Origin of the sequence: Microbacterium sp. RU33B (assembly GCF_900155915.1) — a bacterium.
In the GTDB taxonomy this organism is placed as follows: Bacteria; Actinomycetota; Actinomycetes; order Actinomycetales; family Microbacteriaceae; genus Microbacterium.
Window position 1 is genome coordinate 367,982 of the sequence record NZ_FTPO01000002.1, and the last position, 19,239, is coordinate 387,220.

Sequence of the window (19,239 nt, forward strand, 5' to 3'; positions counted from 1 at the left end):
GTCCGATGGCTTCTCCCCTCGTCGTCGACCACGCCGCCCGCTCGGAGCAGGGCTCCGAATGGTGGCGCTCCGCCGTGATCTACCAGATCTATCCCCGGTCGTTCTCCGACAGCTCCGGTGACGGCATCGGCGACCTGCCCGGAGTGACCGAGCGCCTCGACGACCTCCGCCGGCTGGGCGTCGACGCCATCTGGCTCTCGCCGTTCATGCGCTCACCCCAGAAGGACGCCGGCTACGACGTCGCCGACTACTGCGACGTCGACCCGCTCTTCGGCACGCTCGCCGACTTCGACGACATGCTCGCCGCTGCGCACGCCCGCGGCATCCGGGTCATCGTCGACCTCGTCCCGAACCACTCGTCCGACCAGCACGTGTGGTTCCAGGAGGCCCTGGCCGCGGCTCCCGGGAGCGCCGAGCGCGCCCGCTACATGTTCCGCGAGGGCAAGGGCGCGCACGGCGAACTCCCCCCGAACAACTGGGAGTCCGTGTTCGGCGGCCCGGCGTGGACGCGGGTCATCGAGGCCGACGGCCGTCCGGGCCAGTGGTACCTGCACCTGTTCGACTCGTCGCAGCCCGACTTCGACTGGTCGAACCCGGTCGTGTGGGAGGAGTTCCGTCGCGTCCTGCGCTTCTGGCTCGACCGCGGGGTCGACGGCTTCCGCGTCGACGTCGCCCACGGGCTGATGAAGGAGGACGGGCTGCCCGACTACACGCCCGACCCGGATGCCGGGTCGATGGGCGGCGACGCGGCATCCGTCCCCTACTGGGGCCAGCCCGAAGTGCACGCGGTGTACCGCGACTGGCGCAAGGTTCTCGCGGAGTACGACGGAGACCGGGCGCTGTGCGCCGAGGCGTGGCTGCCCACGATCGAGAAGACCGCGCTGTGGGTGCGCCACGACGAGATGCACCAGGCGTTCAACTTCGAGTACCTCGAGACCGAGTGGGATGCCGCGAAGCTCCGCGCCGTGATCCAGGAGTCGCTGCGCGCGTACTCCGCCGTCGGCGCCCCGAGCACCTGGGTGCTGTCGAACCACGACGTCGTGCGCCACGCGTCGCGTCTCGCGCTGACGGCCGAGAACCCGCAGGGTCACGGCATCGGTCCGCACTCGCCGGGCCAGCCGATCCCCGAGGTGGGGCTGCGCCGTGCCCGCGCCGCCACGGCCCTCATGCTCGCGCTGCCGGGCTCGGCCTACCTGTATCAGGGCGAGGAACTCGGCCTTCCCGAGGCCATCGACATCCCCGACGAAGCCCGCCAGGATCCGACGTGGTTCCGCACCGACGGCGAGCGCTACGGCCGCGACGGATGCCGCGTGCCGCTCCCCTGGGTGGCGGATGCCCCGGCCTTCGGCTTCAGCCCGTCCGGCGCCTCGTGGCTGCCCCAGCCCGCCGAGTGGGCATCGCACGCCCGCGACGTGCAGGAGGCCGACGACGCCTCGACGCTCCGGCTCTACCAGCACCTGCTGGCAGTGCGCGCCGGCGAGCGGCTGGGCGAGGAGTCGGTCGCGCTCGAGTGGCTCGACTGGGGCGTCGACGTCGTCGCGCTCCGACGCGGCGAGCGCCTGTTCGTCGCCGCCAACCTCGGCACGGAGCCGTTCGCCCTGCCCGTCGAGGGGTCGGTGCGGATCGTCGCGTCGAGCGCGCCCGTCGACGGCGTCTCCGTCGAGTCCGATACAACGGTATGGTTCGTGATCGACTGACATTCCCGCGGAAGCTCCGGCCTCCGCACCGAGACGAGGGCAGGACACCGTGGTCAGCATCGACGAGGTCGCCCGGCACGCGGGCGTGTCGACGGCGACCGTGTCGCGCGCGCTGAGTGGTCGGGGTCACGTCTCCGAGGCGACGCGCGCCCGCGTCGAGACCGCAGCGCAGGCGCTGGGGTACGTCGTCTCGGCGTCGGCATCCAGCCTCGCGTCGGGTCGCATGCGCAACGTGGGGGTGCTCGTGCCCTACCTCGACCGCTGGTTCTTCTCGACCGTGCTGAGCGGGGTCGCCTCCGCCCTCATGCGCCGCGGCTACGACATCACGCTGTACAACCTCACGGCCGACCACGACGCCCGCCGCAGCATCTTCGAGACCTTCCTGCGCCGCCAGCGCGTCGACGGCGTCATCGCGATCTCCATCGAGCTCGGCCACGATGAGACCGACCGGCTGCTCGAGCTCGACATCCCGGTCATCGCGATCGGCGGACCGAATCCGCGCCTGACCACGCTCACCGTCGACGACGTCGCGGTGGCCCGCCTGGCGACCGAGCACCTCCTCGCCCTCGGGCACCGCGAGATCGCGCACATCGGCGCCAGCCACGAGTACGACATCGACTTCCACATCCCCACGCACCGCCGTCAGGGGTTCGAGCAGGCGCTGGCGGATGCCGGGATCCCGGCGCGCACGTCGCTGTACGAAGCGGCGGACTTCACCGTCGCGGGCGGCTTCCGCGCCGCGAAGCAGCTCCTCGGCAGGCCGGGCGAACGCCCGACGGCGATCTTCGCCGCCTCCGACGAGATGGCGATCGGCGCGCTGCTGGCGGCGCGCGAGCTCGGCTACCGCGTGCCCGAGGATCTCTCGGTGGTCGGCATCGACGGCCACGAGCTGGGCGAGTTCTTCCGCCTCACCACGGTCGACCAGTTCCCCCTCGGCCAGGGCGAGCGGGCCGCCGACGCGATCCTCGCGGAGCTCGAGGCGAAGGACGGCGGTGCACTCCCCGTGGCTCCCGGCTCGCTGCCGTACGACCTCATCGTGCGCGGGTCCACCGCCCGCCTCCACGGCTGACCCGCTCGCCGGCGGCGGCGGCGCGGATAGGCTCGGGTCATGACGATCGACCTCGAGGCGCTGTACATCGACCTGCACCGGCATCCGGAGCTCTCGTTCCAGGAGACCCGCACGGCGGGGGTCATCGCGAAGCACCTCGCCGATCTCGGCATCGAGTTCGAGGAGGGCATCGGCAAGACCGGCATCGCCGCCGTCATCCGCAACGGAGACGGGCCCGTGGTCTGGCTCCGCGCCGACACCGACGGCCTGCCCGTGCCCGAGCAGACCGGGCTCGCCTACGCCAGCACCGCCCGCGGCACCGACCCGTCGGGCACCGACGTGCCGGTCATGCACGCGTGCGGGCACGACATGCACGTGACCGCGATGCTGGGTGCGCTCGAGCGACTGGTGAACACCCGGAACGAATGGTCCGGAACGATCGTCGCCGTCTTCCAGCCGGCCGAGGAGTACGGCGCCGGCGCACAGGCCATGATCGCCGACGGCGTGCTCGAGCGGTTCCCGAAGCCCGACATCGTGCTCGGCCAGCACGTCACCCCGCTTCCGGCCGGCACCATCGGCGTGCGCAGCGGCACGCAGATGGCGGCCTCCGACGGCCTCACCGTGACGCTCCTCGGGCGGGGCGGCCACGGCTCGCGCCCGCACTCGACGATCGATCCCGTCGTCATGGCGGCCGCCACCGTCATGCGCCTGCAGACCATCGTCTCGCGCGAGGTCGACCCGCGGCACGTCGCCGTGGTCACGGTGGGCTCGATCCACGCCGGACTGAAGAACAACATCATCCCCGCCGAGGCGAAGCTCGAGCTCAGCCTCCGCTACCCCGACGACGAGGCCCGCGAGCGCGTGCTCGCCAAGGTCGAGCGCATCGTGCGCGCCGAGGCCCAGGCATCCGGTGCGGAGCAGGAGCCGGTCATCGTGACCGACCACACCCTCCCGCCGACCATCAACGACGTCGCGGCGACCGAGCGGCTCGTCACCGCGTTCGACCGCGCCTTCGGCGACGGCACCGTCATCGACCCCGGAATGTTCACCGGCTCGGAAGACGTGTCGTGGTTCGCACGCGAGTCCGGCGCACCGCTCGTCTACTGGTTCTGGGGCGGCGTCGACCCGGAGAAGTTCGCGGCGGCGACCGCCGCCGGGCGCGTGGAGGTCGACATCCCGACCAACCACTCGCCGTTCTTCGCCCCGGTCATCCACCCGACCCTCGAACGGGGCGTCGACGCGCTCATCGTGGCGGCACGGGAGTTCCTCGACTGATCCCCCGGGCGTCGACCACGGCCTGGCCCGACAGCACTCCGGGGAGACCGCGGCCGTTCTTCGTGGTGAACAGCAGCACGATGCTCACGACGCCGAACAGCGTCACGAGGATCCCGCTCCAGTCGGGGACCAGCCCGAGCAGCAGATAGCCGCCGATTCCTCCGACGAAGCGCAGCGGACGCGCCACGGCGGCGGGCAGGGGTCCGCCGCGGTACCGCAGCTCGACCGCGAGATCGCCGATCGTGCCTCCCGTCACGAGCACGACCACCAGCCAGACCACGAGCGGAGCCGCCGCGGCGACCGTCGCCGAGATGCGCCCGTCGAGCACGGCGTCGTGGTCGCCCACGACGTACTCCAGCCAGAGCTGCACGCCCACGCCGGCGGCGAGCGTCACGATCGTTGTGCCGAGCCAGTCGCAGAGCATCGCGACGAACCGGCGACCGCGGGTGACGGGCCGCGGGGCATCCGGATCGGCGACCGCCGAGTAGCCCCGGTGCCGTTTGGGCACGACGAATGCGACGAGCGAACCGAGCACCGCCCCCGTCGTGTTGGTGAGCATGTCGTCGACGTCGAACACGCGATAGGCGCAGGGATACAGGCCCCACACGCCCGTCAGCTGCGTCGTCTCGATGAACAGGGAGAGTCCGAGGCCCACCAGGAGAGCGGTCAGGATGCCGCGTCCGCCGAGCACCCGCAGGAAGAAGCCGAGCGGCAGGAACAGCAGCACGTTGAACAGCAGCTGCAGCACGGCGGGATCGGTGAGGGTGTTGCCGGGTCGCGCGACGGCGCCGCGGATGTCTTCGACGAACTCGAGCACGTTCAGGTTCGTTCCGACGCACCGGAGGGTGTCGGGGTCGGGCAGCGGGAGCAGGGTGTACGTCCAGATCGCGAGGAAGTAGACGAGGAACGCCGCCCACAGCGCGAACCGCCCGAACGTGAGCGTTCCGCGCCGGCGATAGCTGACCGCGACGAACGGGACGAAGAGGACGAACCCGGCCGCCACCCCGAGGGCGATCGCCAGGACGCCCAGAGAGATCTGATCCACGCCCCGAGCCTAGGGGCGTAAGGATTTCGTGAGGATGTCGCGATCGATCCGTCCTCACGCTTTCCTTACGAGTAGCGTCGAACGCCGTGACAGACGAAAGCCCGGAATCGGTCGTCGAGACGCCGCTGGCGAAGCGGATCCTGATCGGCGATCCGCTCACGTCGGAGAAGCTCGACGATCAGCTGCTTCCCAAGAAGATGGCGCTGCCGATCTTCGCCTCCGACGCCCTCTCCTCGGTGGCCTACGCACCGCAGGAACTGCTCATGATCCTGCTCATCGGCGGCACGGCGTTCCTCGCGTTCAGTCCGTGGGTGGCCGTGGCCGTCGTCGTCGTGCTCTTCGTGGTCGTCGTCAGCTACCGCCAGCTCATCAAGGCCTACCCGTCCGGCGGCGGCGATTACGAGGTCGCGCGCACGAACCTCGGCGAGGTGCCCGGCGTCGTCGTGGCGTCGGCGCTGCTCGTCGACTACGTGCTGACCGTCGCCGTGTCGGTCGCCTCCGGTGTCGACAACATCATCTCCGCCGTCCCCGGGCTCAATCCGTTCCGCGTCGAGCTCGCGGTCGGCTTCGTCATCCTGATCATCATCGTCAATCTCCGCGGCGTCCGCGAAGCCTCCCTCGTCTTCGCGATCCCGACGTACCTCTTCATCGGGTCGGTCGCCGTCATGGTCGTCGTGGGCCTCGGCCGGTGGCTGCTGGGCGACACCCCCGTCGCCGAGAGCGCGCAGTACGCGGTGCAGGCCGAGAGCCTGTCGCAGGCCGCGGTCATCCTGCTCGTTCTGCGGGCGTTCTCCAGCGGATGCTCCGCCCTGACCGGCGTCGAAGCCGTCGCCAACGGCGTCCCCGCCTTCCGCAAGCCCAAGGTGCGCAACGCGCAGTCGACGCTGAGCCTCATGGGCATCATCGCGATCCTGCTGTTCTCGGGGCTCACGCTCCTCGCCCTGCTGGCGGGGGTGCGCTACGCCGAGAACCCCTGCACCCTGATCGGCTTCGACTGCTCCACCCCCCAGCCGAGCCTGATGGCCCAGGTCGCGTCCGCGACGTTCGGCGCGGGCTCGATCCCGTTCTTCGTCGTGCAGGCCGCGACGGCGTGCGTGCTGCTGCTCGCGGCGAACACGGCGTTCAACGGCTTCCCCCTCCTGGGCTCGGTGCTCGCGCGCGACGGCTACGCGCCGAAGGCGCTCAACACGCGGGGCGACCGGCTCGTGTTCTCCAACGGCATGATCATCCTCGGCGTCGTCGCGATCGCGGTGCTCGTGATCTACCAGGCGCAGCTGACGACCCTCATCCAGCTCTACATCATCGGCGTGTTCGTCTCCTTCTCCCTGGGGCAGCTCGGCATGGTGCGGCACTGGCGACGAGCGCTGCGCGAGACGACCCGCATCGAGGCGAAGCGCGATCCGCGGGCCGCTGTGGAACGCCGCTCCGCGGTCACGGGCCTGGTCATCAACAGCATCGGCGCCGGCATGACGGTGTTCGTGCTGCTGATCGTGACGGTGACGAAGTTCACTCACGGCGCGTGGCTCGTCTTCATCGCCATCCCGATCCTCGCGACGCTCATGATCGGCGTGCACCGCTACTACCGCGACGTCGCGCACGAGACCCGTATGGACGACGACGTGCACTACGGGTCGACCGGCGACCTCGCGCTCATCCTGGTGAACCGCCTGCAGAAGCCCGTGGCGAAGGCGATCGACTACGCCCTGGCCGCGACGCACGACAAGACGCTCGCGATCCATGTCGCGGTGTCGAAGGAGGACGCCGACGAGGTCCAGAAGGACTGGGACGAGCATCGCGTCCCCGTGCCGCTCGTCATCATCGAATCGCCGTTCCGCCACTACGCGCAGCCGATCGAGGCCTTCATCCGGGCCTACCGCGAGAAGCACGGCCCGTCGGTGGTGACGGTGTACCTGCCGCAGTACATCGTCGGGCACTGGTGGGAGACGTTCCTGCACAACCGTCGCTCCCGACGCATCGCGCAGCAGCTCATGATGATGCACGGCGTAACGATCACGCTCGTGCCCTGGCTGCTCGACTCGTCGGAGCTCATCTACGGCCGCCGGTCGCGTCCGCTTCCCGGGCAGGACCGTGCGGGTCGCTTCGTCGACACGTCGGGCGACGTGCTGCCGGTCGTCGAGCGGTCGAGTCTCGAGCGCCCCGACGACTGAGCCCGCGCCCCGGCGCGGCATCCCGCGTAGCCTGGAGGGGTGAGCACCGCGACCCTCGACCCCGTGGCCCTGCGCGCAGACTTCCCGCTGCTGGCGGGGCAGCCCGAGCTGGTGTACCTCGATTCGGCCGCGACGAGCCAGAAGCCGCAGGCGGTCATCGACGCCGAGGTCGGATTCCTCACCACGGCGAACGCCGCCGTGCACCGCGGCGCCCACACGCTCGCGGCCGAGGCCACCGAGCTGTTCGAGGACGCCCGTGAGACCGTCGCCGGCTTCGTCGGCGCACGGCCCGAGCAGCTCGTCTGGACCAGCGGCGCGACTGCGGGGATCAACCTCGCCGCGTACGCGATCGGCAACGCCACCCTCGGACGCGGCGCGCCCGCCAGCACGCGCTTCGCCCTCGCTCCGGGCGACGAGATCGTTCTGACCGAGAGCGAGCACCACGCGAACCTCATCCCGTGGATCGAACTCGCCGCCCGCACCGGCGCCGTACTGCGCCACATCCCGGTGCACGACGACGGCACGCTCGACCTCGACCGCGCCGGCGAGATCATCGGCGGTCGCACGCGGCTCGTGGCCTTCCCGCACGTGTCGAACGTGCTCGGGATCGTGAACCCGGTGGACCGGCTCGTGTCGATGGCGCGGGATGCCGGAGCCCTCACGCTCCTCGACGCCTGCCAGTCCGCCCCGCACCTTCCGCTCGACCTGCCGGCGCTCGGCGTCGATCTGGCGGTGTTCTCGGGCCACAAGATGCTCGGTCCGTACGCGATCGGCGGACTCTACGGACGGTCCGACGTGCTCGAGGCCCTGCCCCCCTTCCTGACGGGCGGCTCGATGATCACGACCGTGACCCTCGACGAAGCCGACTACCTCCCGCCGCCCCAGCGCTTCGAGGCGGGCACTCAGCCCGTGTCGCAGGCGATCGGCCTCGCGGCCGCCGTGCGCTACCTCGACGCGATCGGGATGGAGGCCGTCCACGCCCACGAGCGTCTGCTCGAGCGGCGGATGCGCGAGGGCCTGCGGGAGATCCCGGGGATCCGGCTGCTCGGCGACCCTTCGACGGGCTCCGGGACCGCGAGCGGGTCGGGGACCGGCGAGGTCGAGAGGGTCGCGCTGTCGTCGTTCGACGTCGACGGTGTGCACGCCCACGACGCCGGCCAGTTCCTCGACGCCCGAGGCATCGCAGTGCGCGTCGGCCATCACTGCGCGCAGCCCCTGCACCGCCGATTCGGCATGACCGCGTCGGTGCGCGCCAGCGCCGCGCTCTACAACACGGAGGACGACGTGGACGCATTCCTCGATGCCGTGGCCGGCATCCGCCCGTTCTTCGGAGTCGCCTCGTGAGCGGCCTCGAAGCGCTCTACCAGGAGCTCATCCTCGATCACGCGAAGCGCCGCGTCGGCTTCGGCCTCGCAGATGCCGAAACCGCGCACTCGGGCACGAGCCACCAGCGCAATCCCATCTGCGGAGACGAGATCACGCTCCGCGCGCGCGTCGACGGCGACGCCGTGAGCGAGGTCACCTGGGAGGGCTCGGGCTGCTCGATCTCGCAAGCATCCGCATCGATGCTCGCCGAGATCTCGCGGGTCGACGCCGACGGCGCCCCCCGGACGCTGACGCAGCACGAGGCATCCGCCCTCATCGCGCGATTCCGCGAGGCACTGCGCTCGCGCGGCACGATCGAGCTCGACGAGGACGAGTTCGGCGACGCCGCCGCCCTGAGCGGTGTCTCGAAGTACACCGCGCGCGTCAAGTGCGCGATGCTCGCCTGGGTCGCGCTCGAGGATGCGATGGCCCAGGCATCCGCCTGATCGGGCTCCACCCGACCGCCCTCCGTGCAGGAACCGTGAGGGTCGTGCGCTCCCGCGTATGGATTGCGTGAGGATGCCGATCGAGCCCTGAGCGGCGGTGTTGCATCGGATTCCGTGCCCCCACGGCACCCGCGCCACAGCAGTCGCGCGGCCACCCGATCCGATTGTGCGGAATTCCTGTGCTGGATGTCCTCTACCTCGCTGCCACGATCGCGCTGTTCGCGATCGTCGGACTGATCGCCACGGCGGTGGAGAAGCTGTGATCGTCTTCTCGATCATCGCGGCCACCCTCGGCGTCGCTGCCGTCGTCTACCTCGTCATCGCCCTCGTGAAGCCGGAGAGGTTCTGATGGATTCCTCGTCGATCTGGGCCGGAATCCTCCAGGCGGCCACCGTCCTGCTGATCCTCGGCCTGCTGTACCGTCCTCTGGGCGACTGGATCGCCCGCGTCTACTCGAGCGAGCGCGATGCCCGCGTCGAGCGCGGGCTCTACCGCGTCGTGGGCGTCGACCCTCGAGCCGAGCAGACGTGGCGGGCGTACGCCCGCGGCGTGCTGGTGTTCTCCCTCGTCGGCGTGCTCTTCGTCTACGCGCTGCAGCGCTTCCAGGCCGTTCTGCCCTACTCCCTGGGCCTGCCCGCCGTTCCGGAGGGCCTCGCGTTCAACACCGCGGTGTCGTTCGTCACGAACACGAACTGGCAGTCGTACTCGCCCGAGCTGACGATGGGCTACACCGTGCAGCTCGCCGGCCTCGCGGTGCAGAACTTCGTCTCCGCCGCCGTCGGCATGGCCGTCGCCGTCGCGCTCGTCCGCGGTTTCGCGCGGCACGGCTCGGCCACGATCGGCAACTTCTGGGTCGACCTCACCCGCGGGATCACCCGGATCCTGCTGCCGCTGGCCGTCGTCGCCGCGATCGCCCTGATGGTGGCGGGCGTGGTGCAGAACGTGAACGGCTTCACCGAGGTGGCCACCGTCTCCGGGGGGACGCAGGTGCTGCCGGGCGGCCCCGTCGCGTCGCAGGAGGCCATCAAGGAGCTCGGCACGAACGGCGGCGGGTTCTTCAACGCCAACTCCGCCCACCCGTTCGAGAACCCGACGCCGTGGACGAACGTGCTCGAGATCCTCCTGCTGCTCGCGATCCCGGTCGCGATGCCCCGTGCCTTCGGCCGCATGGTCGGCGACGACCGCCAGGGCTACGCGATCCTCGCCGTCATGGCCGGCATCGCGGTCGTCTCGATCACGGCGGTGACGCTGCTGGAGGCCCTCGGCCAGGGCACCGCGCCCCAGCTCGCCGGAGGCGCGATGGAGGGCAAGGAGGTCAGGTACGGCATCTTCGGCTCGACGCTGTTCGCCGGTGCCACCACGCTCACCTCGACGGGCGCGGTCAACTCGATGCACGACTCGTACACCGCGCTGGGCGGCATGATCCCGATGATCAACATGATGCTCGGCGAAGTCGCCCCCGGCGGCGTCGGGTCGGGGCTGTACGGGATGCTGATCCTCGCCGTGATCGCCGTCTTCGTCGGCGGTCTGCTGGTCGGCCGCACGCCCGAGTACCTCGGCAAGAAGATCGGTCCCACGCAGATCAAGCTCGCGAGCCTCTACATCCTCGTCACGCCGATCCTCGTGCTGTCCGGCACGGCGCTGAGCTTCGCGATCCCCGCGGTCCGCAGCGACATGGAGTCCACCTCGATCTGGAATCCGGGTGTGCACGGCCTGAGTGAAGTGCTCTACGCGTTCACCTCCGCAGCGAACAACAACGGCTCCGCCTTCGCCGGGCTCACGGCCAATACGCCGTGGCTGAACACGGCGCTCGGAGTGGCGATGCTGCTGGGCCGCTTCCTCCCGATCGTGCTCGTCCTCGCTCTGGCAGGATCCCTGGCCGCGCAGGAGAAGGTGCCCGCGACAGCGGGGACGCTCCCCACGCACCGCCCTCAGTTCGTCGGCCTCCTGGCCGTCGTCTCGGTGGTCATCACGGCACTCACCTACTTCCCCGTTCTCACGCTGGGTCCCCTGGCGGAAGGTCTCGTCTGACATGTCCACATCCACTCTCACCCCCGTCCCCGATTCGGTCGCCGCGTCCCCCCGCACTCCCGCGCGCTCGTTCGGGTGGTCGCAGCTCGTCGCGGCCCTCCCCGGCGCGTTCCGCAAGCTCGACCCCCGCGAGCTGTGGCGCAACCCCGTCATGTTCCTCGTGTGGGTCGGGGCGGCGCTCACGACCGCGATCGCGATCGCCGAGCCGTTCCTCGGCGGACCCGAGGCCTCCGGCGGCAGCAGCGTGCCGGTCGGCTTCACGTGGGGCATCGCGGTCTGGCTCTGGCTCACCGTGCTGTTCGCGAACCTGGCCGAGTCGGTCGCCGAGGGCCGCGGAAAGGCGCAGGCGGCGTCGCTGCGAAAGACGCGCACGAGCACGATGGCCCGGCGCGTGCGCTCCTACGACGCGTCGACGGATGCCGCGGCCGCGGCCGCCGAGACCGAGGAGGTGTCGTCCTCCGACCTGGCCCTCGACGACGTCGTCGTCGTGGTGGCCGGAGAGCTCATCCCGGGCGACGGCGACATCGTCCACGGCATCGCGACCGTCGACGAGTCGGCGATCACGGGCGAGTCCGCCCCCGTCGTGCGCGAGTCCGGCGGCGACCGCTCGGCGGTGACCGGTGGAACGCGCGTGCTGTCGGACCGCATAGTGGTGCGCATCACGTCGCGGCCCGGCGAGACGTTCGTCGATCGCATGATCGCGCTCGTCGAGGGGGCTTCGCGCCAGCGCACCCCGAACGAGATCGCGCTGAACATCCTCCTCGCGAGCCTCTCGATCGTGTTCGTCGTCGTGGTGCTCACCCTCAACCCGATCGCGTCGTACGCGGCCTCCCCCGTGTCGATCCCCGTGCTCGTGGCGCTGCTCGTGTGCCTCATCCCCACCACGATCGGCGCCCTGCTGTCGGCGATCGGCATCGCCGGCATGGATCGTCTCGTGCAGAGCAACGTCCTGGCGATGTCGGGGCGGGCCGTCGAGGCCGCCGGCGACGTCACGACGCTGCTCCTGGACAAGACCGGCACCATCACCTACGGCAACCGCCGGGCGTCCGACTTCGTGCGGATGCCGGGCGTCGGCGACGATGAGCTCGCCCGCGCCGCAGCCCTGTCGTCGCTCGCCGATCCCACACCCGAGGGGGTGTCGGTCGTCGAGCTGGCGGCCGCCCGCGGCATCCGGGTCACCCAGCCGCCGAGCGCGACCATCGTCCCCTTCACCGCGCAGACGCGCATGAGCGGGCTCGACCTCTCGGACGGCACGCAGGTGCGCAAGGGCGCCGGATCGGCCGTGCTGGCCTGGCTCGAGGCGGCCGGCGCTCCCGTCCCCGCGGGCACGCGGGCGCAGCTCACCGGCGAGGCCGACGCGATCGCGCAGTCGGGCGGCACGCCTCTGGTGGTCGCGACCCTCGACCCGTCGGGATCGGGCACGCTGCTGGGCGTCGTGCACCTCAAGGACATCGTCAAGGACGGCCTCCGCGAGCGCTTCGCGGAACTGCGGTCGATGGGCATCCGCACCGTCATGATCACCGGCGACAATCCGCTCACCGCGGCGGCGATCGCACGGGAGGCGGGCGTCGACGACTATCTCGCCGAAGCCACCCCCGAAGACAAACTCGCCCTCATCCGGCGCGAGCAGGAGGGCGGGAGCCTCGTCGCGATGACCGGCGACGGCACGAACGACGCGCCGGCACTCGCGCAGGCCGACGTCGGCGTGGCGATGAACACGGGCACGTCGGCGGCGAAGGAGGCCGGCAACATGGTCGACCTCGACAGCGACCCGACGAAGCTCATCGACATCGTGCGCATCGGCAAGCAGCTGCTGATCACGCGCGGCGCGCTCACCACGTTCTCGCTCGCCAACGACATCGCGAAGTACTTCGCGATCATCCCCGCGATGTTCATGGGGATCTTCCCGGGCCTCGCGGCGCTCAACGTCATGCAGCTGAGCTCCCCGGCATCCGCCGTCACCAGCGCGATCATCTTCAACGCGCTCGTGATCGTCGTGCTCATCCCGCTGGCGCTTCGCGGCGTCGCCTATCGCCCGGCGAGCGCGTCGCAGATCCTGAGTCGCAACCTCCTGATCTACGGTCTCGGCGGGATCGTCGCCCCCTTCGTCGGCATCAAGCTCATCGACCTCGTCGTGAGCCTCATCCCGGGCTTCTGACCCGGCCTCCCAGGAGATACGGACATGTCCCGCACCCGCACCACCCTCCGCACCGCCGGCGTCGCCGTCCGCGCGATGCTCGTCTTCACCCTCGTCCTCGGCGTCGGCTACACGGCGCTCATCACCGCGATCGGGCAGCTCGCCCTCCCCTGGCAGGCGAACGGCTCGATCGTGCGCGACGATGCCGGCACGGCGGTGGGCAGCGCCCTCCTCGGCCAATCGTTCACGGATGCCGACGGCGAGGCGCTGCCGGAGTACTTCCAGTCCCGCCCCTCGGCCGCCGGCGACGGCTACGACGGGGGCGCCTCGAGCGGCTCGAATCTGGGTCCGGAGAACGGCGACCTCATCGCGTCCATCGAGGAGCGGAAGGCGGCGATCGCCGAGCGCGACGGCGTCGACTCCGCCGACATCCCCGCCGACGCGGTCACCGCATCGGCATCGGGGCTCGACCCCCACATCAGCCCCGCCTACGCGCTGCTGCAGGTGGCGCGCGTCGCGGAGGCCCGCGGACTGGGCGAGGACGAGGTCCGCGCGCTCGTGGAGTCTAAGATCCAGTCACGGGACCTCGGATACCTCGGAGAGCCCCGCGTGAACGTTCTCGAGCTGAACCTCGCGCTCGACGACCTGCAGGGCTGAGAGGCTGAAGACGATGAAGCGGGGGCGGTTGCGGATCCTGCTCGGCGCCGCCCCCGGCGTCGGCAAGACGTACGAGATGCTCGAGGAGGGCCGCCGGCTGCTCGACGACGGGGCCGATGTCGTCGTCGCGGTCGTCGAGACCCACGGCCGTGCCGCGACCGCGGCGCGCACCGAGGGGATCCCCGCCCTCCCGCGTCGCGTCGTGTCGCACCGCGGGGTCGAGTTGACCGAGATGGATCTGGACGCCGTGCTGACGCGCGCGCCCGATATCGCCCTGGTCGACGAGCTCGCGCACACGAACGCCCCCGGCTCGCGCAACGACAAGCGCTGGCAGGACGTGCAGGAGATCCTGGATGCCGGCATCGACGTCATCACGACGGTCAACGTCCAGCACATCGAATCACTGAACGGCGTCGTCGAGCAGATCACCGGCGTTCCGCAGCGTGAGACCGTACCGGATGCGGTCGTGCGCGCCGCCGATCAGGTCGAGGTGGTCGACCTCGCACCGCAGTCGCTGCGCGATCGGCTGGCGGCCGGTGTCGTGTACCCCGCGGAGCGGATCGACGCCGCCCTCTCGAACTACTTCCGCCTGGGAAACCTCACCGCGCTGCGCGAGCTCGCGCTGCTCTGGCTCGCCGACGAGGTCGACAGCGCCCTGCGTTCGTATCGCGCCGAGCACGGGATCGACGGCACGTGGCAGGCGCGCGAACGCGTCGTGGTCGCCCTCACCGGCGGGCCGGAGGGCGAGACCCTCGTGCGCCGGGGCGCCCGGATCGCCGCGCGGTCGGCCGGCGGCGAGCTGCTCGCCGTCCATGTCTCGAGCCAGGACGGCCTGCGCACCGGCAGTCCGGGCGACCTGGCGACCCAGCGGTCGCTCGTCGAGTCCCTCGGCGGCACGTATCACCAGGTCGTCGGCGACGACATCCCCCGCACCCTGGTCGACTTCGCGCGATCCGTCAACGCCACGCAGCTCGTGATCGGCGTGAGCCGCCGCAGCCGGCTCGCGGCGGCCCTGACCGGGCCCGGCATCGGCGCGACGGTCGTGCGCGAGTCGGGCGACATCGACGTGCACATCGTCACGCACGGCTCCGCCGGCGGCCTTCGTCTCCCCCGGCTGTCCGGCGGCGCGCTGAGCCTCAAGCGCCGCCTCCTCGGCCTCGCGCTCGCGCTGACCGGCGGACCCCTCCTGACCTGGCTGCTCGTGACGATCCGCTCCGAAGACACCATCACGAGCGACGTCCTGGCGTATCAGCTGCTCGTCGTGGTCGTCGCCCTCGTCGGCGGCATCTGGCCCGCCGTCTTCGCGGCCGTGATGTCGGGGTTCACCCTCAACTTCTTCTTCGTCGAACCGTTCTACACGGTCACCGTCGCCGATCCCCGCAACGCCTGGGCCCTCGCGCTGTACGTCGTCATCGCGGTGCTCGTGAGCTTCGTCGTCGACCGCGCCGCCCGGGCCGCGCGGGCGGCTCGCCGCTCCGCAGCGGAGTCGGATCTGCTCGCCACCGTCGCCGGCAGTGTGCTCCGCGGCGGCAGCGCCGTTCCCGCGATGATCGCCCGCACGCGCGAATCGCTCAGTCTCGCCGGCGTCCGGCTGGTCGCCGCCGACGGCACGGTGCTCGCCACCGACGGCGAGCCGGGCGGCGAGACGGAGGTGCTGCCCGTCGGCCGCAGCGCCGACGGCACTCCGCGCGCCTCGCTCGAGCTGCACGGAGGAGCGCTCGACGCCTCGGAGCGCCGCCTCGTCGACGCGATCGTCGCGCAGCTCTCGGCCGCGCTCGAGCACACCGACCTCACCGCGACGGCCCGAGAGGCCGACGCCCTCGCCGAGACCGACCAGGTGCGCTCCGCGCTCCTCTCCGCCGTCAGCCACGACCTCCGCCGACCGCTCGCCGCAGCGGTCGCCGCGATCGGCGGGCTGCGCGCGGCCGGCTCCGAGCTCTCCGATGCCGACCGCCGCGAGCTGCTCGCGACGGCCGACGAGAGCCTGACCACGCTGTCGCGCCTCGTCACCGATCTTCTCGACGTGAGTCGCGTCGAAGCCGGCGTGCTCGCGATCTCGCTCGCCCCCGTCGACGCGGCCGGCAGCGTGCTCTCGGCACTGGACGAGCTCGCCCTCGGTCCCGATGACGTCGAGCTCGCCCTCGACCCCGAGCTGGGTCCGCTTCAGGCCGACCCCGTGCTGCTGCAGCGCGTGCTGGTCAACGTGCTCGCCAACGCGCAGCGCCACAGCCCGGCCGGGTCTCCCGTGCTCATCACCACGAGCAGCCTCGGAGCCACCGCCGAGATCCGCATCGTCGACCGCGGTCCGGGCGTGCCGCCCGAACGCCGGGGAGACATCTTCGCGCCGTTCCAGCGCCTCGGCGACACCGACAACACGGTCGGCCTGGGCCTCGGCCTCGCGCTCTCGAAGGGGTTCGCGGAAGGCATGGGCGGTACGCTGACCCCCGATGACACCCCCGGCGGCGGTCTCACCATGGTGATCTCGCTCCCCGTCGCCGTGACTCCCGACGAGAGGCCGCCGACGTGAAGATCCTCATCGCCGACGACGATCCGCAGCTCGTGCGGGCGCTGCGCATCACGCTCTCCGCGCACGGCTACGACGTCGTCGCCGCCCCCGACGGCGCGGCGGCGGTCGCCCTCGCGGCCAAGGAGCATCCCGACCTCGTGATGCTCGACCTCGGCATGCCCCGTCTCGACGGTGTCGGCGTGATCCACGCCCTGCGGGGGTGGAGCGCCGCGCCGATCCTCGTCGTATCGGGTCGCACCGGCTCGGCCGACAAGGTCGAGGCGCTGGATGCCGGGGCCGACGACTACGTCACCAAGCCGTTCCAGGTGGACGAGCTGCTCGCGCGCCTGCGCGCCCTGTCGCGGCGGGCGGTCGAGGCATCCGTCTCCCCCGCCGTGGCGTTCGCCGACGTGACGATCGACCTCGCCACCAAGACGGTCACCCGGGCCGGCGTGCGCGTGCACCTCACGCCCACGGAGTGGCGCATGCTCGAGTTCCTCGCGCGCAACGCGGGCGCGCTCGTGACGCGGCAGACGCTGCTGAAGGAGATCTGGGGCAGCGAGCAGGTCAGCGACTCGGGGTATCTGCGCCTCTACATGTCGCAGCTGCGCAAGAAGCTCGAGCCCGACCCCGCGCACCCCGCGCACCTGATCACCGAACAGGGGATGGGGTACCGGCTCGTCCTCGAGCCCTGACGGGTCCTGACGAAGGCGCCGCACGCCCGACTGCGCCCGTCTCCTGCGAGTGGGGCACTCGGCGGTCCGCTGGGTCCTCCACAGCCCGTAGCGGTCGGACGCAGTCCCCGATCCCGATCGCCCGGGTGAGAGCGGATGCCGCGAAGGGCGACGCTCTTCGCATGAACTGGATCGCACGTGCACCCCTCGACACGGTGTACCGGCGGCGTGAGAACGACGGCGAACCGGTGAACGACCGCCGTCTGCGCGCACAGATCGAGGCGGGCAGGATCGTCCGCATCGCGCGTGGGAGCTTCGTCGAGAGCTCCGCGTGGAACGCTCTCACCCCGCTCGCTCGACACGCCCAACGGGTGTGGGAAGCGAGCGCGCGGTTGCAGCGCGGTCAGGTGTTCTCGCACTTCGCCGCGGCTGCGCTCCACGGCATCGACATCCTCGGGCCGTGGCCGGATGCGATCGACGTGAGCATCGCTTCGAGTTCGGGCGGTCGCTCGAGCGGCGGCGTCCGTCGCCATTCGCGCCGACTCGGTGCCGTCGCTTCGGTCACTTGGGGCGAGCATGCGGTCACGACCCCGCTGCAGACGACGGTCGACCTGATCGCCGCGATGCGGTTCACCGATGCCGTGGCGGTGGCCGATCAGGCGCTCTGGGCGAGACGCCCCGGTGGTGCCGCGGTCGATCGACCGGCTCTCCTCGCCGCCACCGCGGATCGGCAGGGTCGCGGGGCCGCCAGAGCCGTGCGAGCCGCGGAGTTCTCGACGTCCCTCGCCGACAGCGTCCGCGAGTCTCAGAGCCGCGTCCTCATTGCGGTGCAGGGGTTCCCCGCGCCCGAACTGCAGACATGCTTCCGCCTTTCCAGCGGGTCGGATGCCTATGTCGACTTCTTCTGGCGCGATCACCGGCACATCGGCGAGTTCGACGGGGCTGGCAAGTATCTCGACCCTGCTCTCCGGGGTGGCGGTCCGCCCGAATACGCCGTGCTCGCCGAGAAGGATCGTGAAGACGACCTCCGACGGCAGGTCTCCGCCTTCTCCCGGTGGCGCACGCCCGCTCTGACGAGACCACAGCGGCTCTACGACATCCTCCGCTCCGCAGGACTCCCGACCGCGCGACCGCGTCCCGGCAGGTGAGGCCATGCGACTGCGGCAGTTTCCTGCGAGCGCGCCTTCGTGCGACGCAGCCCTCGCAGGAATCTGCAGCGGTCACGGGGAGATCGCGAGATCGGCCAGCCCCTGACGGTCAGCCCAGGCCCGCGCGCTCCTCGCCCGCCGGGGTGTCGCCGGCGACGGGCTTGCGGGAGAGGCCGACCGACCCGGCGCCCTTCGACAGCGCCGCGGCGACGGCGACGGACTCGTCGACGTCGGGGTACTGCGGGCGCAGCTGCACCGCGTGCAGCCGCTTCTGCTCACGCTTGGCCTTGTTCGCCGAGTAGATGAGGTTGAGCGCCTCGACGAGGATCGCGAACGCCATCGGCGCGTAGATCAATGCCTTGTCGATCTTGATGCCGAAGCCCTCCGCGATGAGGAAGACGCCGATGAGCAGCAGGAACGACAGCGCCAGCATCTTCACCGTGGGGTGCTTGTTGACGAAGCTGAAGATGAAGCGCGACGCGAACAGCATGATCCCGAACGACAGCACGACGACCGTGATGATGACGACGAGGTTCTCCGTCATGCCGACCGCCGTGATCACCGAGTCCAGCGAGAAGACGATGTCGAGCAGGAGGATCTGCGTGATGACCGATCCGAAGGTGATGGCCTTTCGGCCGCCGCCGGTGCCGTGCTCCTCCTCCGCACCTTCGAGTTTGTGGTGAATCTCGGTCACGGCTTTGTAGACGAGGAAGAGCCCTCCCGCGATGAGGATGAAGTCCTTCCACGAGAAGCCCATGCCGAACCAGACGACGACGTCTTCCTTCAGCGTGATGATCCACCCGGCGAAGAAGACCAGGATGACGCGGATGAGCATCGCCAGCGTGAGGCCGAGGTTTCTCGCCCTGGCCTGCTGTTCCTTGGGGAGCTTGGAGGCGAGGATCGAGATGAAGATGACGTTGTCGACACCGAGGACGATCTCGAGGACGAACAGCGTCAGGAACACCGCGATGAGGTCGGGCGTGAAAGCGAAGGAGAAGTCCACGGATCGATCGTAGGGGCGCCGATGCCGCTCACCTAGGCG

Annotated in this window: 15 protein-coding genes; 13 read left to right on the forward strand and 2 right to left on the reverse strand. The window is 70.7% G+C overall.

The window, feature by feature from the left end:
• The first annotated feature begins 5 nt into the window (after positions 1-5).
• From B0B14_RS11350 to B0B14_RS11360, 3 genes are read left to right on the forward strand one after another with little or no spacing between them, the layout of a single operon-like run.
• On the forward strand, positions 6-1,697 hold the full coding sequence (locus tag B0B14_RS11350) for a glycoside hydrolase family 13 protein (protein WP_076681879.1): 1,692 nt from the start codon (positions 6-8) through the stop codon (positions 1,695-1,697).
• 49 nt (positions 1,698-1,746) lie between these two features.
• On the forward strand, positions 1,747-2,766 hold the full coding sequence (locus tag B0B14_RS11355; protein ID WP_076681882.1) for a LacI family DNA-binding transcriptional regulator: 1,020 nt from the start codon (positions 1,747-1,749) through the stop codon (positions 2,764-2,766).
• A 39-nt stretch (positions 2,767-2,805) separates the two neighbouring features.
• Positions 2,806-4,020, forward strand: coding sequence for an amidohydrolase (locus tag B0B14_RS11360; protein WP_076681885.1), 1,215 nt, complete (start codon positions 2,806-2,808; stop codon positions 4,018-4,020).
• Here B0B14_RS11360 and B0B14_RS11365 read toward each other — a convergent pair.
• Positions 3,989-5,065: a VanZ family protein gene (locus tag B0B14_RS11365; protein ID WP_076681889.1), complete on the reverse strand. Its 1,077-nt coding sequence runs from the start codon at positions 5,063-5,065 to the stop codon at positions 3,989-3,991. The two genes, B0B14_RS11360 and B0B14_RS11365, sit on opposite strands and share 32 nt — an antisense overlap.
• Positions 5,066-5,151: 86 nt before the next feature.
• Here B0B14_RS11365 and B0B14_RS11370 point away from each other — a divergent pair, with 86 nt between their 5' ends.
• The 10 genes from B0B14_RS11370 to B0B14_RS16205 all read left to right on the forward strand — a co-directional run bounded on the left by B0B14_RS11370 (position 5,152) and on the right by B0B14_RS16205 (position 18,197).
• Positions 5,152-7,233 (forward strand): APC family permease, encoded by a 2,082-nt coding sequence (locus B0B14_RS11370; RefSeq protein ID WP_076681892.1) that lies wholly within the window; start codon positions 5,152-5,154, stop codon positions 7,231-7,233.
• A 39-nt stretch (positions 7,234-7,272) separates the two neighbouring features.
• The gene (locus tag B0B14_RS11375; RefSeq protein ID WP_076681894.1) at positions 7,273-8,577 is read left to right on the forward strand and encodes an aminotransferase class V-fold PLP-dependent enzyme; all 1,305 of its coding nucleotides are present in this window, start codon (positions 7,273-7,275) and stop codon (positions 8,575-8,577) included.
• Positions 8,574-9,044: a Fe-S cluster assembly sulfur transfer protein SufU gene (sufU, locus tag B0B14_RS11380; RefSeq protein ID WP_076681896.1), complete on the forward strand. Its 471-nt coding sequence runs from the start codon at positions 8,574-8,576 to the stop codon at positions 9,042-9,044. The genes B0B14_RS11375 and sufU overlap by 4 nt, the downstream gene beginning before the upstream one ends.
• Positions 9,045-9,303: 259 nt before the next feature.
• Positions 9,304-9,393 carry a potassium-transporting ATPase subunit F gene (locus B0B14_RS16380; protein ID WP_076681897.1) on the forward strand — a complete coding sequence of 30 codons (90 nt, stop codon included), beginning with the start codon at positions 9,304-9,306 and terminating at the stop codon, positions 9,391-9,393.
• Positions 9,393-11,075, forward strand: a complete 1,683-nt coding sequence (gene kdpA / locus B0B14_RS11390) for a potassium-transporting ATPase subunit KdpA (RefSeq protein ID WP_076681899.1) — start codon at positions 9,393-9,395, stop codon at positions 11,073-11,075. The genes B0B14_RS16380 and kdpA overlap by 1 nt, the downstream gene beginning before the upstream one ends.
• 1 nt (position 11,076) lies before the next feature.
• On the forward strand, positions 11,077-13,233 hold the full coding sequence (gene kdpB, locus B0B14_RS11395) for a potassium-transporting ATPase subunit KdpB (RefSeq protein ID WP_076681901.1): 2,157 nt from the start codon (positions 11,077-11,079) through the stop codon (positions 13,231-13,233).
• Between the two features lie 24 nt (positions 13,234-13,257).
• Positions 13,258-13,869, forward strand: coding sequence for a potassium-transporting ATPase subunit KdpC (gene kdpC / locus B0B14_RS11400; protein ID WP_076681903.1), 612 nt, complete (start codon positions 13,258-13,260; stop codon positions 13,867-13,869).
• Positions 13,870-13,882: 13 nt separating this feature from the next.
• Positions 13,883-16,396, forward strand: coding sequence for a DUF4118 domain-containing protein (locus B0B14_RS11405; protein ID WP_076681905.1), 2,514 nt, complete (start codon positions 13,883-13,885; stop codon positions 16,394-16,396).
• Complete coding sequence (locus B0B14_RS11410; protein ID WP_076681907.1) at positions 16,393-17,070, forward strand: response regulator; 678 nt, start codon at positions 16,393-16,395, stop codon at positions 17,068-17,070. Before B0B14_RS11405 ends, B0B14_RS11410 begins: the two co-directional genes overlap by 4 nt.
• 161 nt (positions 17,071-17,231) lie before the next feature.
• A complete protein-coding gene (locus B0B14_RS16205) occupies positions 17,232-18,197 on the forward strand; it encodes a hypothetical protein (RefSeq protein WP_083710565.1) in 966 nt (321 codons plus the stop codon).
• 109 nt (positions 18,198-18,306) lie between these two features.
• On the opposite strand, the gene B0B14_RS11420 is transcribed toward B0B14_RS16205, so the two are convergent.
• The gene (locus B0B14_RS11420; RefSeq protein ID WP_076681909.1) at positions 18,307-19,200 is read right to left on the reverse strand and encodes a TerC family protein; all 894 of its coding nucleotides are present in this window, start codon (positions 19,198-19,200) and stop codon (positions 18,307-18,309) included.
• Positions 19,201-19,239 lie beyond the last annotated feature (39 nt).